A 15,605-nucleotide genomic window follows, 5' to 3' on the forward strand; every position below is an offset into this window, starting at 1 on the left:
ATCGGAGCAGACCGTCGACAGGAGGGTGGGGACCGTGGATCGTCGAGACGACAGCCCGCACTCCTCTGGTCCCGGCAGCCGGGCGGGTACGAACGGACCCTGGTCTCCGCCCGAACCGGAACGATTCTCTCGGCCGTCCGTTCCGCCCTCCCACGTTCCCGCACCGCACCATCCGGGCCTCGCCGATCCGCGACGCGACTCGGCCGCCTTCGGTGCGGAGAGTCCGGTGCGCCGACCCGGGTCGCCCTTCGTCTCGCCGGCCCCGTCCTCCACACGGCCGGGGTGGCGCCGCACCCTGGATCGCGTCCTGGGCAGTGGGCGACCGGGTGGCCGTGGTGCGGTCGCCTCCGAGGCGGAGCGTCGCCACCAGATCGACCGCATTCGACAGCCGCTGCGCAGCGATTACCGGATCGCCTTCCTGTCCCTCAAGGGCGGGGTGGGCAAGACGACCGTCACCGTCGGGCTGGGGTCGGTGTTCGCTTCCTTGCGACGCGACGACGTCATCGCCGTCGACGCGAACCCCGACTTCGGAACGCTGGGGGAGCGCGTCCCGCGGCAGACGATGTCCACGGTGCGCGATCTCCTCGCTGCCCGGCCGACCATCCGGAGTTACGCCGACATCAGGGAGCACACCTCCCAGTCGTCGAGTCGTCTCGAGGTCGTCGCGGGGGAGCGTGACCCGGCCGCGTCGGAGGCGTTCACCGAACAGGACTACCGCGCGGTCATCGACACCCTCCGAGCGCACTACAACCTGATCCTCACCGACTGCGGCACGGGCATCATGCACTCGGCGATGGAGGGGGTGCTGTCGCTGGCGCACGCACTGGTGCTCGTCAGCTCGCCGGCGGTCGACGGCGCCAAGAGCGCCGCCGCGACCCTCGACTGGCTCGGGCTGCACGGGTACGCGCACCTCGTCGAGCGGACCGTCGTCGTCATCAGCGCCCACCGACCGGGCGCCGCGAGCATCGACATGGACGAACTCACCCGGCACTTCCTCGCGCGCTGCCGCGCCGTCGTGGTGATTCCCTTCGACGATCATCTGGCGGAGGGCTCCGTCGTCGATCTCGATCGACTGCGCCCCCGCACGCGCGCCGCCTTCATGGACCTGGCGGCGATGATGGCGGACGATTTCCCCGACGCGGAGGGCCGGCACGCGTCCGCGCCGCAGTCGACGCCGCAGCGTCATCGCGCGTACTGAAGGCGCCTCACTCGGGCTCGGCCAGGGGTTTCAGCACCACCACACCGCGGTCGACGAGAGCCGTGGGATCGAGGTAGTCACGGCCGCGACGCGCTCCCCAGTGCAGGCACCAGGCGGCGCCGCACCCCTGGTGACCTGCCTCGAGGACACCGATCGGCTGACCTCGTCGCAGCCGGGTGCCGACCGTGACGGTGGGCGTGACCGGCTCGTACGTCGTCCGGAGGCCGCCGGCATGGTCGATCGAGACGACGGGGCGGCCGGCGACCGCACCTGCGAACACGACGACGCCGTCCCCGGCCGCGACGACGGTGTGTGTCGGATCGGAGCCCGCATCGAGGTCGACGCCGCGATGGCCCGGCAGCCACCGCTCGGGTGGCGGGTCGTACGGGGTCACCACGGCGGGACGGGGCTGCAGCGGCCAGTCGAACGGGCGTCCGTCCGTCTCCGCGGCGGCTACGGATCCGGACGCCAGCAGGGCTGCCGTCAGCGCCGCGGACACGAGCGCCGAACGCGGCGACCAACGGCGGGCGGAGCGGAGACAGGTCATCCCCGCACTCTTGCGAACGCGACGACAGTGGTCCCGCGTCGAGCCACCGCACCCGGGGACGGACCGTCCTCCGTGCACAGGCGGTCGACCCGGTTATGACCTGCGGCGTCGCGGACGTACACTGACTTCTGCGGCCTGTCCACACGGGTCGACTTCGCGCGCTCGTCGCGCTTCGGTACGGAACGGCACCTGTCGATCCTCCACCGGAGCACGGGTTCGTCGGCTGGTCCTGCACTGCAGGTCCGACGGACGACGAGCGCCAGGGCACGACACACCTGCGGTACGACGGACCCACGGGTTCGGCGATCGACGGTGCTCGCGCATCAACCGGCACACGAAAGAGAGATCCACAGCTATGGCTGTCGTTACCATGAAGCAGCTGCTCGACAGCGGCACGCACTTCGGGCACCAGACCCGTCGTTGGAATCCGAAGATGAAGCGATTCATCTTCACCGATCGCAACGGCATCTACATCATCGACCTGCAGCAGACGCTGACGTACATCGATCAGGCGTACGAATTCGTCAAGGAGACCGTCGCCCACGGTGGCACCGTTCTCTTCGTCGGGACCAAGAAGCAGGCACAGGAGTCCATTGCGGCCGAGGCGACTCGGGTCGGAATGCCCTACGTGAACCAGCGCTGGCTCGGCGGCATGCTCACCAACTTCACCACTGTCCACAAGCGTCTGATCCGGCTCAAGGAACTCGAGTCGATGGAGCAGACCGGTGGCTTCGAGGGCCGCACGAAGAAGGAAATCCTCATGCTCACGCGTGAGATGACCAAGCTCGATCGCACCCTCGGTGGTATCCGGGACATGTCCAAGGTCCCGTCGGCGATCTGGATCGTCGACACCAACAAGGAGCACCTCGCGGTCGCCGAGGCTCGCAAGCTGAACATCCCGGTCATCGCGATCCTGGACACCAACTGCGACCCCGACGTCGTCGACTACCCGATCCCGGGCAACGACGATGCGATCCGTTCCGCAGCACTCCTCACCAAGGTCGTGGCGTCCGCCGTGGCCGAGGGCGTGCAGGCGCGTGCCGGCCGCAACGCCGGTACGGACGAGAAGCCCGAGGTCGGTGCCGGCGAGCCCCTGGCCGAGTGGGAGCTCGAGCAGCTCTCGCAGGCCTCCCCGGCCGCCGAGGCGACGCAGCAGGCCGCTGCCGAGACCCCGGCAGCCACCGACGCACCCGTCACGGAGGCTCCGGCCGCCGAGGGCGCGAACGGTGCGGCGGCTCCCGCCGAGACCGAGGCACCCGTCGCGGACGTTCCCACCGCGCAGAACTGATCACGGTCGAGACCCGGTGTGCCCGTTAGTGGCGCACCGGGTCTCGTTCTGATTCACCCCCCATTTCCTCGAGCAATGCAAGGAGGCTCGCCCACGATGGCGAACTACACTGCCGCCGACGTCAAGCGGCTCCGTGAGCTGACCGGCTCCGGCATGTTGGACTGCAAGAACGCGCTCGCCGACAACGACGGCGACTTCGACAAGGCCGTCGAGCAGCTCCGTATCAAGGGCGCGAAGGACGTCGGCAAGCGCGCTGAGCGTTCCACCGCCGAGGGTCTCGTCGTCGCGAAGAACGGTGTCCTCCTCGAGATCAACTCGGAGACCGACTTCGTCGCCAAGAACGAGGAGTTCCAGAACTTCGCGCAGTCCATCGCGGACGTGGCGGCCGAGGGCAAGCCGGCCGACGTCGACGCCTTGAAGGCGCTGCAGCTCGACGGCAAGACCGTCGACGCCGCACTGCAGGAGCTCTCGGCCAAGATCGGCGAGAAGCTCGAGATCCGTCGCGTCGTCTCCTTCGATGGTCCGGTCGCGACCTACCTGCACAAGCGCAGCTCGGACCTCCCGCCCGCCGTCGGTGTCCTCGTCGAGTACACCGGTGAGGGCGAGGCCGCAGCCGAGGCCGCTCGCGGCGCAGCGATGCAGGTCGCCGCGCTCAAGGCCAAGTACGTCACCCGCGACGAGGTCCCCGCCGACATCGTCGAGGGCGAGCGCCGCATCGCGGAGCAGACCGCCCGCGAGGAGGGCAAGCCCGAGCAGGCACTGCCCAAGATCATCGAGGGTCGCGTCAACGGCTACTACAAGGACGTCGTGCTGACCGAGCAGTCCTCGGTCCAGGACAGCAAGAAGACCGTCAAGGCTCTTCTCGCCGACGCCGGAGTCACCATCACGCGCTTCGTGCGTTTCGAGGTCGGCTCCAACTGAGCCTCGTGACACCCGAGTGACGTCATGACCGTGCCGTCCACCCCGATGGGTGGACGGCACAGTCATGTGCGCCCCGTGCCGGCGCATGGGGCAAGATCAGGCGCAACAGTGTCGTGCGGACACCGACCCGCACACGCCCCACGGACAGGAGCCTTCATGACCGAGTCGTCGCCCGCCCGCACCGGATTCTCCCGAGTGCTGCTCAAACTGGGCGGTGAGATGTTCGGTGGTGGCCAGGTCGGGCTCGATCCCGACGTGGTGCAGAAGGTGGCGGAGGAGATCGCGGACGTCGTCCGTTCGGGTGTCCAGGTCGCTGTCGTCATCGGCGGCGGGAACTTCTTCCGCGGAGCCGAGCTCCAGGTGCGCGGTATGGACCGGTCCCGCTCCGACTACATGGGCATGCTGGGCACCGTCATGAACTGCCTCGCCCTGCAGGACTTCCTCGAGAAGCAGGGCATCACCACGCGCGTGCAGACGGCCATCACCATGGGGCAGGTCGCCGAGCCGTACATCCCGCTGCGCGCCGAACGCCACCTCGAGAAGGGGCGCGTGGTCATCTTCGGAGCCGGCATGGGCATGCCCTACTTCTCCACCGACACCACGGCGGCGCAGCGTGCGCTCGAGATCGGCGCGGAAGTGGTGTTGATGGCCAAGGGCGTCGACGGGGTCTACTCCGCGGACCCGCGAGAGGATCCGACCGCCACGATGTACACCGAGATCTCGCACCGCGAGGTCATCGAGAAGGGGCTGAAGGTGGCCGATGCCACAGCCTTCAGCCTCTGCATGGACAATGGGATGCCGATCATGGTCTTCAATCTGCTCACCGAGGGAAACATCGCGCGAGCGGTGTCGGGTGAGAAGATCGGAACCCTGGTCAAGTGAGTCACCACGTGCAGTCGCTGCACACTCGAGGTTTTCGGAAGGAACGGTCGTGATCGACGAAGCGCTCTTCGACGCCGAAGAGAGAATGGAAAAGGCCGTCACGGTCGCGCAGAACGATCTGTCGTCCATTCGGACGGGTCGCGCGAACCCGGGGATGTTCTCGAAGATCGTGGTCGAGTACTACGGCTCGCTGACCCCCATCACCCAGCTCGCGGGCATCAACGTGCCCGAGGCGCGCATGGTGATCGTCAAGCCGTACGAGCAGGCCCAGTTGGGCCCCATCGAGACTGCGATCCGCAACTCGGACCTGGGGTTCAACCCGTCCAACGACGGACACATCATCCGGATCTCGATCCCGCAGCTCACCGAGGAGCGGCGCCGCGAGTACGTCAAGCAGGCCAAGAGCAAGGGTGAGGACGCGAAGGTGTCCATCCGCAACGTCCGCCGCAAGGTGATGGACGAGCTCAAGCGCATCCAGAAGGACGGCGAGGCAGGCGAGGACGAGGTCACGCGTGCGGAGGCCGAGCTCGACAAGACCACCGCGAAGTACGTGGCGCAGGTGGACGAGATCGTGAAGAACAAGGAAGCGGAACTGATGGAGGTGTGACCTCCGCACGTCCCGGTGGCCCAGATGAAGTGAAACGAGAAGCAGTGTCCGTATCGGCCGACAACGGTTCGACCGCCGATCCCGCCCCGAAGACCTCGCGGGCGGGCCGCGACCTCCCCGCGGCGATCGCGGTCGGCGGCGCACTGGGCGTGTCGCTCATCGTCGTCCTGGTCCTGGTTCCGCTCGTGTTCATCGGCATCGCCGCGGCCGCGGTCGCCGTCGCCTCGTGGGAGGTGACGAAGCGGCTGCGGGAGTCCGACATCTCCGTGCCCCGGATCCCGGTGATCCTCGGAGGTCAGGCGATGATCTGGCTCGCGTGGCCGTTCGGCGCACTGGGCGCGCTCAGTGCGTTCGCCGCGACGGTACTTGTCACGATGGTCTGGCGCCTGTTGTCCGGTGGTCTGGACGTGGCACCGAAGAACTACCTGCGCGACTGCGCGATCTCGATCTTCGTCCTGTCGTGGCTGCCGCTGTTCGGTGCGTTCGCGGCGTTGCTGACCCTCGAGGACGACGGCGGCTCGCGCGTCCTCGTGCTCATGATCGCGGTGGTGTGTTCGGACGTCGGCGGCTACGCGGCCGGAGTCCTGTTCGGACGGCACGCTATGGCGCCGGCCATCAGCCCGAAGAAGTCCTGGGAGGGGCTCGGCGGATCGCTGCTCTTCAGTGTCGTCGGGTGCGTCCTCACCGTCACGTTCCTGCTGGACGCGAACCCGTTCGTGGGGGCCCTGCTGGGCGTGCTCATCGTCTTCTCCGCGACGCTCGGCGACCTGGTCGAGTCGCAGGTCAAGCGGGAGCTCGGGATCAAGGACATGGGGACGATGCTTCCCGGTCACGGCGGACTGATGGACCGCCTCGACTCCGTTCTGCCCAGCATCCTCGTGACCTGGATCGTTCTGACGATCTTCGTCTGATCCTGTGCCCGGTCGCGACGGCGTGATCGCCAGTCCGAACATCTGGAACTGGCCCGATGTGTACGAGGCCGAGAATCGCGCCCAGGACGTCACCGGCGAGATCGAGGCGGTGCTGCGGGATCTCACGCCGTGGGCGGGACGCGACGTCGTCGACGTCGGATGCGGAACCGGATTCCATCTGCCTCTGTTCGCCCGCGAGGCACGGTCCGTGGTCGGTGTCGAACCACACCCACCACTGATCGAGCGTGCTCGGCACCGGGTCGCGGGCTCGGCTGTGCGGGTGCTCCGGGGGACTGCGGATCGGCTGCCGCTGGAGGACTGCTCGGCGGACGTCCTGCACGCCAGGACGGCCTACTTCTTCGGGCCGGGATGCGGGCCGGGCATCACCGAGGCCATGCGCGTCCTGCGCCCCGGGGGTGTGGTGGTGGTGGTGGATCTCGACGCCACGGTCGATCCGTACGGAGGATGGATGCGCCGCGACCTGCCGCACTACGACCCCCTCACCGTCGAACGATTCTTCGCCGCGCAGGGTTTCGACCTGCGCCGGGTCCGGACGCGGTGGTCGTTCGCGGACCGCGAGGAGGCCGCTGCGGTGCTGGGAATCGAGTTCTCGCCGCGGGTGGCCGCTCGCGCGCTGCGGCAGCTCACCGGCACGTCCGTCGAGGTCGGATACCGGGTGCACACTCGTCGCAGACCGCACGGACTCGAGACGGCCTGAGCCGCCGCGTCGGCGATCAGGAATCGAGAAGCAGCCCCGATGCGCACCGGCTACCGTGTCCGCTGACCCGTTCGCTGCACCACGAAGGACATCAGCCATGGCCACGAAGTCGAGTACCGCACGGCACGTCGCCGACACCCACGATGTAATCCGAGTGCAGGGGGCGAGAGTCAACACTCTGCAGAACGTGAGCGTCGACCTCCCGAAGCGCCGTCTGACGGTCTTCACCGGCGTGTCCGGATCGGGCAAGAGTTCGTTGGTGTTCGGCACGATCGCCGCCGAGTCCCAGCGCATGATCAACGAGACGTACAGCGCGTTCGTGCAGGGGTTCATGCCCAGTCTCGGGCGGCCCGACGTGGATCTGCTCGACGGTCTGACGACGGCCATCATCGTGGACCAGCAGCGGCTCGGCGCCGATCCGAGGTCCACCGTCGGTACCGCCACCGACGCCAACGCGATGCTGCGCATCCTCTTCAGCCGTCTCGGACAGCCGTACGTCGGCTCCCCGCAGGCGTTCTCGTTCAACGTGGCGTCCATCTCCGGTGCGGGAGCGGTGACGGTGGAGAAGGGCGGACGTCAGACGAAGGAGAAGCGCACCTTCAGCATCACCGGCGGGATGTGTCCGCGGTGCGAGGGGCGCGGCTCCGTCTCCGACATCGACCTCACGGCGCTCTTCGACGACAGCAAGTCGCTCAACGAGGGTGCGATCACGATCCCCGGCTACAGCATGGAGGGGTGGTACGGGAGGATCTTTCGCGGCTCCGGCTACTTCGATCCGGACAAGCCCATCGCGAAGTTCACCAAGCGCCAGCGCGAGGACCTGCTGTACCGGGAGCCGACCAAGATCCAGGTGGACGGCATCAACCTCACGTACTCCGGACTGATCCCTCAGATCCAGAAGTCGTTCCTGTCCAAGGACGTCGACGCGATGCAGCCGCACATCCGGGCGTTCGTCGAACGCGCGGTGACCTTCGCCGTGTGCCCGGAGTGCGACGGCACGCGGCTCAACGAGGGTGCGCGGTCCTCGAAGATCGACGGCGTGTCGATCGCCGACGCGTGCGCCATGCAGATCAGCGATCTCGCGACGTGGATCCGCGGAGTGTCGGCACCGTCCGTGGCCCCGCTGCTCACCTCGCTGGGAGACACCCTCGACTCGTTCCGGGAGATCGGACTGGGCTATCTGAGTCTCGACCGGCCGGCGGGCACGCTCTCCGGTGGTGAAGCGCAGCGCACCAAGATGATCCGGCACCTCGGATCGTCGCTCACCGACGTCACCTACGTCTTCGACGAACCCACCACCGGACTCCATCCCCACGACATCGCCAACATGAACGATTTGCTGATCCGGTTGCGCGACAAGGGAAACACGGTGCTCGTCGTCGAGCACAAGCCCGAGACGATCGTCATCGCCGACCACGTCGTCGATCTCGGACCCGGCGCCGGAACGGCCGGTGGCACGGTGTGCTTCGAGGGCACCGTCGAGGGGCTGCGGACGAGTGACACCATCACGGGCCGGCACTTCGACGACCGCGCCGCGGTGAAGGACGCGGTGCGTACGTCGAGCGGAGCGGTGGAGATCCGGGGAGCCGACTCGCACAACCTGAAGTCGGTGGACGTCGACGTGCCCCTCGGTGTCCTGGTGGTCGTGACCGGGGTCGCCGGGTCGGGCAAGAGTTCGTTGATCCACGGCTCGCTCTCGGGCCGCGAGGACGTCGTGGCCGTCGATCAGGGCGCGATCCGCGGCTCGCGGCGCAGCAACCCCGCGACCTACACGGGCCTCCTCGAGCCGATCCGGAAGGCCTTCGCCAAGGTCAACGGAGTGAAGCCGGCTCTGTTCAGCGCGAATTCGGAGGGAGCGTGCCCGACGTGCAACGGCAACGGGGTGATCTACAGCGACCTCGCGATGATGGCCGGAGTCGCCACCGTGTGCGAGCTGTGCGAGGGCCGACGGTTCCAGAACTCGGTCCTCGAGTACCACCTCGGCGGCCGCGACATCAGCGAGGTGCTCGCGATGTCGGTGGCGCAGGCACAGGAGTTCTTCGCCGGCGCTGATGCCGCGCTACCAGCGGCGCATCGAATCCTGACCCGGCTGAACGACGTGGGCCTGGGCTATCTGAAGATCGGTCAGCCGCTGACCACACTGTCCGGCGGCGAGCGTCAGCGGCTGAAGCTGGCGACGCACATGGGGGACAAGGGCGGCATCCTGGTCCTCGACGAGCCCACGACGGGACTGCATCTCGCCGACGTCGAGCAGTTGCTCGCCCTGCTCGACAGGCTGGTGGACGCCGGGAAGTCGGTGATCGTCATCGAACATCACCAGGCCGTGATGGCCCATGCGGACTGGATCATCGACCTCGGACCGGGCGCCGGGCACGACGGTGGCACCGTGGTCTACGAAGGAACACCCGCGGACCTGGTCGCGGCACGGTCCACCCTCACGGGTGAACACCTCGCCGCGTACGTCGAGCGGTGACCGTCAGCCGATCGAGAAGACCGCGGCCTGAGCGGTGATCTTCTTCGCCTTGGCCAGGCGGGGGAGATCGCTGCCGTCGCGCACGCCGGAGCCGTCCTCACCGAGCTGGGCGATGACGTCCCGAGCCCACGCCACATCGGCAGCGCTGGGTGCGAGTTCGCGGTTGACGATGGGGCCCTGATCGGAGTGCATGCACAGCTTGCCGGTCATGCCCATGGAGACGGTGAGCTGGCTGTCGCGGCTCAGCATGCTGTCGTTGACGGCGAGGGTGGGGCCGTCGATGGGGCCGGGAAGCCGGGCGGCGCGGCTCGACACGACGAGCCGGGCGCGCGGGTAGGCCATCGCCATCGGGTCGTCGCTCATGCCGGTGTCGCGCCGGAAGTCGCCGCTGCCGAACGCCAGGCGGAAGGTGGCCTCGGCGCGCGCGATCTCGGGGGCAGCCTCGAGACCCATGGCCGACTCCACCAGCGCCACGATCCGGCAACCGTGACCCAATCGGTCGGCGGTGGCCTCGACCTGGCTTCCGCTCTCGGTCTTGGCGAGCATGACGCCCTCGAGGGTGTCGATGCCGCGCAGCGCGTCGAGATCGTCGGCCCAGTACGGCGTCGTGGCGTCGTTGATGCGTACCCAGGCGCGGCCGCCGGCACGGAGCCAGGACACGACGGCATCGCGTGCGGCGGGCTTCGCGCCCGGTGCGACGGCGTCCTCGATGTCCAGGATCACGGCGTCGACGGCGGACTCCGCGGCCGGGGTGAAGAGTTCCGGCTTGCTCGCAGGAACGAGAAGCCACGAGCGCGCCTTGTCGGCGGCCACTCCAGATAGCACGGGGTTCTCCAGGAAGGTCGTCACGTGTGCAGTCCTCGCTCGGTGTGTCGCTCGTGGGTCGCGTCGAGCTGCGACTCGTACCGTTCGACCACCACTGTGCACGGCAGACCACCACACGTGAAGGTTGTGTCAATAGTGTTCACGTGCGCGACGGAACACCGACGGCCGCGACGTGAGATCGCTCACGACGGCGGCCGAGAAACTACTTGCGCTTGGCGGCCCGGCGGACCTGCAGGATGCGCACTCCACCCGCGGTGGCCATGACGAGCGCACCGGCGACCGCGGCGAGGAGCATGCCGATGCCGATGGGCAGGTCGAAGGTCCAGCCGAACAAGTGAATCGGGACGCTGTCGAGGTTCTGGATGATGAACACCATCAGGACGACCAGGATGATCGCGCCCACCACGAGACCGGTGTAGAGCGCCGCCGCACGGGTGTGCTTGACGCCGTCGGGCGTCCTTCCCTGCGCCAGGCGGGTGTCCGTGGGCCCGGTCTGCTCGACGGGGAGACCCGCGGCGGTGGAGGAGGTGTCCAGAGGAGCGTCCGTGCCGGTCAGGGCGTTCGGATCGGATGCGTCGTGCGATGAGCGGGCCATGTACAGATCATGCTGTACGGAGGTGGCGAATGCACGTCTGCCCCGACCGTGCCCGACAGTGTCGCCGAACAGTGAGAGAATGGTGCTCACTATGGCACCCATCGCTCTCCCTCTCGTGTTCGACGCTCCCCGTCGCGGCATGCCCGCGAAGCACCTCGCCGACCTCGACGCGGACCAGCGTCGAGCGGCCGTCGCCGAGCTGGGCCTGCCGGCGTTCCGCGCCGACCAGCTGGCGCGGCAGTACTACTCCCGGCTGGAGGCGGACCCGGCGAAGATGACCGATCTTCCGGCGTCGGTCCGCGAGAAGGTCGGGGACGCGCTGTTCCCGACGTTGCTCACGCCCGTCAAGCACATCGCCTGCGACGGCGGGGACACGCGCAAGACGCTGTGGAAGGCCGCCGACGGCACACTGCTCGAGTCGGTTCTCATGCGGTACCCGGATCGCGCGACGCTGTGCATCTCGAGCCAGGCCGGGTGTGGCATGGCCTGCCCGTTCTGCGCCACCGGCCAGGCCGGCCTGCAACGCAACCTCTCCACGGCCGAGATCGTCGACCAGGTGCGGAGCGCTGCGGCGGATCTCCGCGACGGTGCGGTCGAGGGCGGCGAGGGGCGACTGTCCAACGTCGTCTTCATGGGGATGGGGGAGCCGCTCGCGAACTACAAGCGCGTCGTCGCGGCGGTCAAACGGATCGTCTCGCCCGCGCCGGAGGGCCTCGGCCTGTCACAGCGCTCGGTGACGGTGTCCACCGTCGGGCTCGCGCCCGCGATCCGCAAGCTGGCCGACGAGGGTCTGACGGTGACGCTGGCCGTGTCGCTGCACTGCCCGGACGACGAACTGCGCGACACGCTCGTCCCCGTCAACAACCGCTGGCCCATCGCCGAGGTCCTCGACGCGGCGCGCTACTACGCCGACACCACGGGGCGACGGGTCTCGATCGAGTACGCGCTGATCCGCGACATCAACGATCAGCCGTGGCGAGCGGACATGCTGGCCAAGAAGCTCAAGCGCGCCCTGGGGGCGCTGGTCCACGTGAACCTGATCCCGCTGAATCCGACACCCGGCAGCGAGTGGGACGCCAGTCCGAAGCCGGTGGAGCAGGAATTCGTGCGACGCGTCCGTGCGCACGGAGTCTCGTGCACCGTGCGTGACACGCGGGGTCAGGAGATCGCGGCGGCCTGCGGGCAGCTGGCCGCCGAGAACTGAGCCGTCAGGAGCGGCGCGGCTTGCGGCGGAGCAGGATGTCGCGGACCAGCAGGCCTGCGATGGCCACGGCGAAGCCGACGAGCCAGATGTCCTCGACCCGGCCCGTGTGGTTACCGATGATCATGACCAGCAGGATCGCGACGGTGACCCAGCCCGCGATGCGCGAGGTACGGGGGCCTTCGCCGCTCCACCCCCACTCCGCGGACGGCACCTCGGCGGTGCTGACCTTGGTCGTGGGAACGCGCTCGACGTCCGAAGCCTGGTTGCGGCTGATGTCGGTCACGGCCGATCCTCCTGAAAGTCTGTGATGCAGGTGGTCCCTGGTGGGCTGAATCCTAGCGCGCTGTACGACCGGCCGTCGTAGGGGAGTCGCCACGACGTGTCAGGCGGTGAGGGCCGCGATGTAGCGACCGGTCGCGATGCGCTGGGTCGCCCTGTTGAGGGGCCCGCCCAGTGCGACGACCCTGTTGCCGGGCCGCGAGAAGGCGCGGATGTGGGCGGTCACGGCGTCGGTGACCGGATCGTGTCGGACGGTGAAGCGCTCCTCACCCGACTCGGGGTGACCCGGCAGCGTGCCGTACGCGAAGCCCCGGTGGTGCGACTCGTCGATCACCTCGACGACCCGGCACGGGATACGGACCGGACCGAGCAGCAGGACCACCACGGTGTCGACGGTCGCCGACGCCGCGCTCGACCGCACCCGCAGCCCGGCGCCGCGATGCATGTCCCACTCGACGATGCGGCGTCCGGCCCGCTCGAAGAGTTCGAGGCCGGTCCCGATGCGCTTCTCGACGTCGACGTGGTGGTAACCCGCCGGCATCGACTCGTGCGCGGTCCCTCCGATCTCGGCGTACGTGAGGGGCGTCGAGAAGTACGAGTCCGGATCGGCGGACGGGAGCAGGGGCACGCCGTCCATCCTCACACGGTGAGCCGCAGTTGCCCGCTCACCGTGCTCTCAGTGAGGTCGTCCACACTGTCCAGGTGACGGAACAGAAGGCACGTGGGACCGACGGACCCGTGCGGGTGCTGGTGCTCGGCAGTACGGGGTCCATCGGCACCCAGGCGCTCGAGGTGATGGCGGCTCGACCGGACCGTTTCACCGTGGTCGGGCTGGCCGCCGGCGGAGGCAACGTCGATCTGTTGCGTCGGCAGATCGCCGAGACCGGTGTCCGCGACGTGGCGGTGGCCGACGTCGACGCTGCGCGGACCGTGGACACGCCGGGGCTGCGCTCGGGGGCCGACGCGGCGACGTCGTTGGTCCGCGAGGTGCAGGCCGACGTGGTCCTCAACGCGCTCGTCGGGTCTCTCGGTCTGCCGCCGACGCTCGCTGCGCTGGAATCGGGAGCTCGACTGGCGTTGGCGAACAAGGAGTCTCTCGTGGCGGGCGGCTCGCTGGTCACGTCCGCGGCGGCTCCGGGCCAGATCGTTCCCGTCGACTCCGAGCACTCGGCTCTCGCCCAGTGCCTGCGCGGCGGTCGCGCGGACGAGGTGGCCCGACTTGTGGTCACGGCGTCCGGTGGGCCGTTCCGCGGCTGGGATCGCGAGGGACTCGAGTCCGTGACGCCGGAGCAGGCCGGCAAGCACCCCACCTGGTCGATGGGTCCGATGAACACGTTGAACTCGGCCACCCTGGTGAACAAGGGCCTCGAGGTGATCGAGGCGCATCTGCTGTTCGGCATCCCGTACGACCGCATCGACGTCACCGTGCATCCGCAGTCCATCGTCCACTCGATGGTCACGTTCACCGACGGATCGACGCTCGCTCAGGCCAGCCCGCCGGACATGAAGCTGCCGATCGCGCTGGCACTCGGATGGCCTGATCGCATCGCCGGCGCCGCGACGGCCCTGGACTTCACCCGAGCCCACACGTGGGACTTCGAACCACTCGACGACGAGGTGTTCCCCGCGGTCGAGCTCGCGCGCACCGCCGGCGCGCTGGGCGGCTGCATGACGGCGGTCTACAACGCGGCGAACGAGATCGCCGCCGAGGCGTTCCTCGACGGACGCCTGTCGTTCCCGCAGATCGTGGACGTCGTGTCCGACGTGGTCGAGGCCGGACGCGGCGACTGGTCCGCGGAACCGTCTACGGTGGACGACGTTCTCGCAGCGGACACGTGGGCTCGGGGCACCGCCCGCACACTCGCCGCCGCACGATCGAAAGGCTGAACGAGAAGATGGTGTTCGTTCTCGGTGTGATCGCCTTCGCGATCTGCATCGGCATCTCGATCGCGCTCCACGAGTGCGGGCACATGTGGGTGGCCAAGGCCACCGGCATGAAGGTGCGCCGCTACTACATCGGGTTCGGGCCCAAGATCTTCTCCTGGCGTCGCGGCGAGACCGAGTACGGACTCAAGGCGATCCCGGCCGGTGGCTTCTGCGACATCGCGGGCATGACGGCGGTCGACGAGCTCGCTCCCGACGAGGTCGAGCGCGCGATGTACAAGCAGAAGACCTGGAAGCGCCTCGCCGTGATGTTCGGCGGGATCGCGATGAACTTCGTGCTGGCGTTCGTGCTGGTGTACACCCTCGCCCTCGGCTGGGGTCTGCCCAATCGCGACACGACGGCCACCGTGGCGGGGACCCAGTGCGTGGCCCCGCAGAACGTCGAGGGCGACATGGCGCCCTGCTCGGGTCCCGGTCCCGCGGGTGCCGCGGGCATCCGGGACGGTGACGTCATCACCGCCGTGAACGGCGAGTCGACGCCCACGTTCGGCGACGTCGTCGCGGCGATCCAGGACGAGCGTGGATCGGTGTCCGTCACGGTCGAGCGGGCCGGTGAGACCCTCACCGTGCCTGTCGACGTGCAGGAGACGGACCGTCTCTTCGCCGTCGAGAACGGCGCACCCGACGCTACGGAGCTGCGCACGGTCGGCGCCATCGGCGTCGCCCGCACCCCACTCACCCTCGACTACGACGCGGTGTCCGCCATCGGCGGATCGGCCTCCTACACGGTGTTCATCGCGGGGCAGACGGTGCAGGCCATCGTCGATCTCCCCAGCAAGGTAGGGGCACTGTGGACGTCGATCACCGGTGGTGAGCGGGATCCGAACACTCCCATCAGCGTGGTCGGTGCCAGCGTCATCGGCGGTCAGGCGGCGGAACGCGGCCTGTGGGAGGTCTTCGTCACTCTGTTGGCGACCCTCAACTTCTTCCTCGGTGCCTTCAACCTGCTCCCGTTGCTCCCGCTCGACGGCGGTCACATCGCGGTGACCGTCTACGAGGGCATCCGGAACAAGATCCGCTCGCTGCGGGGGCTGGGCAAGGGTGCGCCCGTGAACTACCTCAAGCTGATGCCGGTGACGTACGTCGTCATTCTCATCGGCGGCGCGTTCATGCTCCTGACCCTCACCGCCGACATCGTGAACCCCATTCAGATCTTCCGCTAGAAGCGCAGGTCCGGCGTGACGGCGCGAACACACGGCGGTCCTCCCGGCGC

At 68.5% G+C, this 15,605-nt stretch carries 16 protein-coding genes; 11 read left to right on the plus strand and 5 right to left on the minus strand.

The genetic code is table 11. The features are described from left to right. The first annotated feature begins 25 nt into the window (after positions 1-25). Positions 26-1,198: an AAA family ATPase gene (locus tag HQ306_RS09530; protein ID WP_374197718.1), complete on the plus strand. Its 1,173-nt coding sequence runs from the start codon at positions 26-28 to the stop codon at positions 1,196-1,198. Positions 1,199-1,205: 7 nt separating this feature from the next. Here the strand turns inward: HQ306_RS09530 and HQ306_RS09535 are convergent, their stop codons facing one another. Then, on the minus strand, positions 1,206-1,745 hold the full coding sequence (locus HQ306_RS09535) for a M23 family metallopeptidase (RefSeq protein ID WP_037185288.1): 540 nt from the start codon (positions 1,743-1,745) through the stop codon (positions 1,206-1,208). Positions 1,746-2,100: 355 nt separating this feature from the next. On the opposite strand from HQ306_RS09535, the gene rpsB reads away from it, so the two are divergent. From rpsB to HQ306_RS09570, 7 genes are all read left to right on the plus strand, one after another. Beyond that, complete coding sequence (gene rpsB / locus HQ306_RS09540; protein WP_222630770.1) at positions 2,101-3,033, plus strand: 30S ribosomal protein S2; 933 nt, start codon at positions 2,101-2,103, stop codon at positions 3,031-3,033. Positions 3,034-3,129: 96 nt separating this feature from the next. Further along, entirely contained in the window at positions 3,130-3,954 is an 825-nt protein-coding gene (tsf, locus tag HQ306_RS09545) for a translation elongation factor Ts (protein ID WP_027505036.1), read from the plus strand. Between the two features lie 24 nt (positions 3,955-3,978). Further along, complete coding sequence (gene pyrH, locus HQ306_RS09550) at positions 3,979-4,836, plus strand: UMP kinase (protein WP_374197717.1); 858 nt, start codon at positions 3,979-3,981, stop codon at positions 4,834-4,836. A 49-nt stretch (positions 4,837-4,885) separates the two neighbouring features. After that, entirely contained in the window at positions 4,886-5,443 is a 558-nt protein-coding gene (frr, locus tag HQ306_RS09555; RefSeq protein ID WP_027505038.1) for a ribosome recycling factor, read from the plus strand. A 44-nt stretch (positions 5,444-5,487) separates the two neighbouring features. After that, the gene (locus tag HQ306_RS09560) at positions 5,488-6,354 is read left to right on the plus strand and encodes a phosphatidate cytidylyltransferase (protein WP_037185291.1); all 867 of its coding nucleotides are present in this window, start codon (positions 5,488-5,490) and stop codon (positions 6,352-6,354) included. 22 nt (positions 6,355-6,376) lie between these two features. Continuing rightward, complete coding sequence (locus HQ306_RS09565; protein ID WP_222631482.1) at positions 6,377-7,072, plus strand: class I SAM-dependent methyltransferase; 696 nt, start codon at positions 6,377-6,379, stop codon at positions 7,070-7,072. 97 nt (positions 7,073-7,169) lie between these two features. Beyond that, positions 7,170-9,545 (plus strand): excinuclease ABC subunit UvrA, encoded by a 2,376-nt coding sequence (locus tag HQ306_RS09570; protein WP_222630772.1) that lies wholly within the window; start codon positions 7,170-7,172, stop codon positions 9,543-9,545. Between the two features lie 3 nt (positions 9,546-9,548). Here HQ306_RS09570 and HQ306_RS09575 read toward each other — a convergent pair whose 3' ends face one another. Both HQ306_RS09575 and HQ306_RS09580 read right to left on the minus strand, forming a co-directional pair. Beyond that, the gene (locus HQ306_RS09575; protein WP_197027755.1) at positions 9,549-10,394 is read right to left on the minus strand and encodes a CoA ester lyase; all 846 of its coding nucleotides are present in this window, start codon (positions 10,392-10,394) and stop codon (positions 9,549-9,551) included. 178 nt (positions 10,395-10,572) lie between these two features. Beyond that, entirely contained in the window at positions 10,573-10,965 is a 393-nt protein-coding gene (locus HQ306_RS09580) for a lipopolysaccharide assembly LapA domain-containing protein (protein WP_222630774.1), read from the minus strand. 91 nt (positions 10,966-11,056) lie between these two features. On the opposite strand from HQ306_RS09580, the gene rlmN reads away from it, so the two are divergent. Continuing rightward, a complete protein-coding gene (gene rlmN / locus HQ306_RS09585) occupies positions 11,057-12,169 on the plus strand; it encodes a 23S rRNA (adenine(2503)-C(2))-methyltransferase RlmN (protein ID WP_027505044.1) in 1,113 nt (370 codons plus the stop codon). Positions 12,170-12,173: 4 nt separating this feature from the next. On the opposite strand, the gene HQ306_RS09590 is transcribed toward rlmN, so the two are convergent. Then, positions 12,174-12,452 (minus strand): DUF2631 domain-containing protein, encoded by a 279-nt coding sequence (locus HQ306_RS09590; protein WP_037185298.1) that lies wholly within the window; start codon positions 12,450-12,452, stop codon positions 12,174-12,176. A gap of 99 nt (positions 12,453-12,551) precedes the next feature. After that, complete coding sequence (locus HQ306_RS09595) at positions 12,552-13,085, minus strand: DUF1990 family protein (RefSeq protein ID WP_051613190.1); 534 nt, start codon at positions 13,083-13,085, stop codon at positions 12,552-12,554. Between the two features lie 107 nt (positions 13,086-13,192). Here HQ306_RS09595 and dxr point away from each other — a divergent pair, with 107 nt between their 5' ends. Together dxr and HQ306_RS09605 are read left to right on the plus strand one after the other, a co-directional pair. Beyond that, positions 13,193-14,335, plus strand: coding sequence for a 1-deoxy-D-xylulose-5-phosphate reductoisomerase (gene dxr / locus HQ306_RS09600; RefSeq protein WP_222631484.1), 1,143 nt, complete (start codon positions 13,193-13,195; stop codon positions 14,333-14,335). 8 nt (positions 14,336-14,343) lie between these two features. After that, positions 14,344-15,555, plus strand: a complete 1,212-nt coding sequence (locus tag HQ306_RS09605) for an RIP metalloprotease (protein ID WP_222630776.1) — start codon at positions 14,344-14,346, stop codon at positions 15,553-15,555. Positions 15,556-15,605: the final 50 nt, after the last annotated feature.

Origin of the sequence: Rhodococcus sp. BP-160 (assembly GCF_019836205.1) — a bacterium.
Lineage (GTDB): Bacteria > Actinomycetota > Actinomycetes > Mycobacteriales > Mycobacteriaceae > Rhodococcoides.

Bases quoted from the DNA above. Each gene is read 5' to 3' on its own strand.
- rlmN (WP_027505044.1), top strand. From the start codon at position 11,057: ATGGCACCCATCGCTCTCCCTCTCGTGTTCGACGCTCCCCGTCGCGGC.
- HQ306_RS09605 (WP_222630776.1), top strand. From the start codon at position 14,344: ATGGTGTTCGTTCTCGGTGTGATCGCCTTCGCGATCTGCATCGGCATC.
- HQ306_RS09570 (WP_222630772.1), top strand. From the start codon at position 7,170: ATGGCCACGAAGTCGAGTACCGCACGGCACGTCGCCGACACCCACGAT.
- pyrH (WP_374197717.1), top strand. From the start codon at position 3,979: ATGACCGTGCCGTCCACCCCGATGGGTGGACGGCACAGTCATGTGCGC.
- tsf (WP_027505036.1), top strand. From the start codon at position 3,130: ATGGCGAACTACACTGCCGCCGACGTCAAGCGGCTCCGTGAGCTGACC.
- HQ306_RS09535 (WP_037185288.1), bottom strand. From the start codon at position 1,745: ATGACCTGTCTCCGCTCCGCCCGCCGTTGGTCGCCGCGTTCGGCGCTC.
- HQ306_RS09595 (WP_051613190.1), bottom strand. From the start codon at position 13,085: ATGGACGGCGTGCCCCTGCTCCCGTCCGCCGATCCGGACTCGTACTTC.
- rpsB (WP_222630770.1), top strand. From the start codon at position 2,101: ATGGCTGTCGTTACCATGAAGCAGCTGCTCGACAGCGGCACGCACTTC.
- HQ306_RS09580 (WP_222630774.1), bottom strand. From the start codon at position 10,965: ATGGCCCGCTCATCGCACGACGCATCCGATCCGAACGCCCTGACCGGC.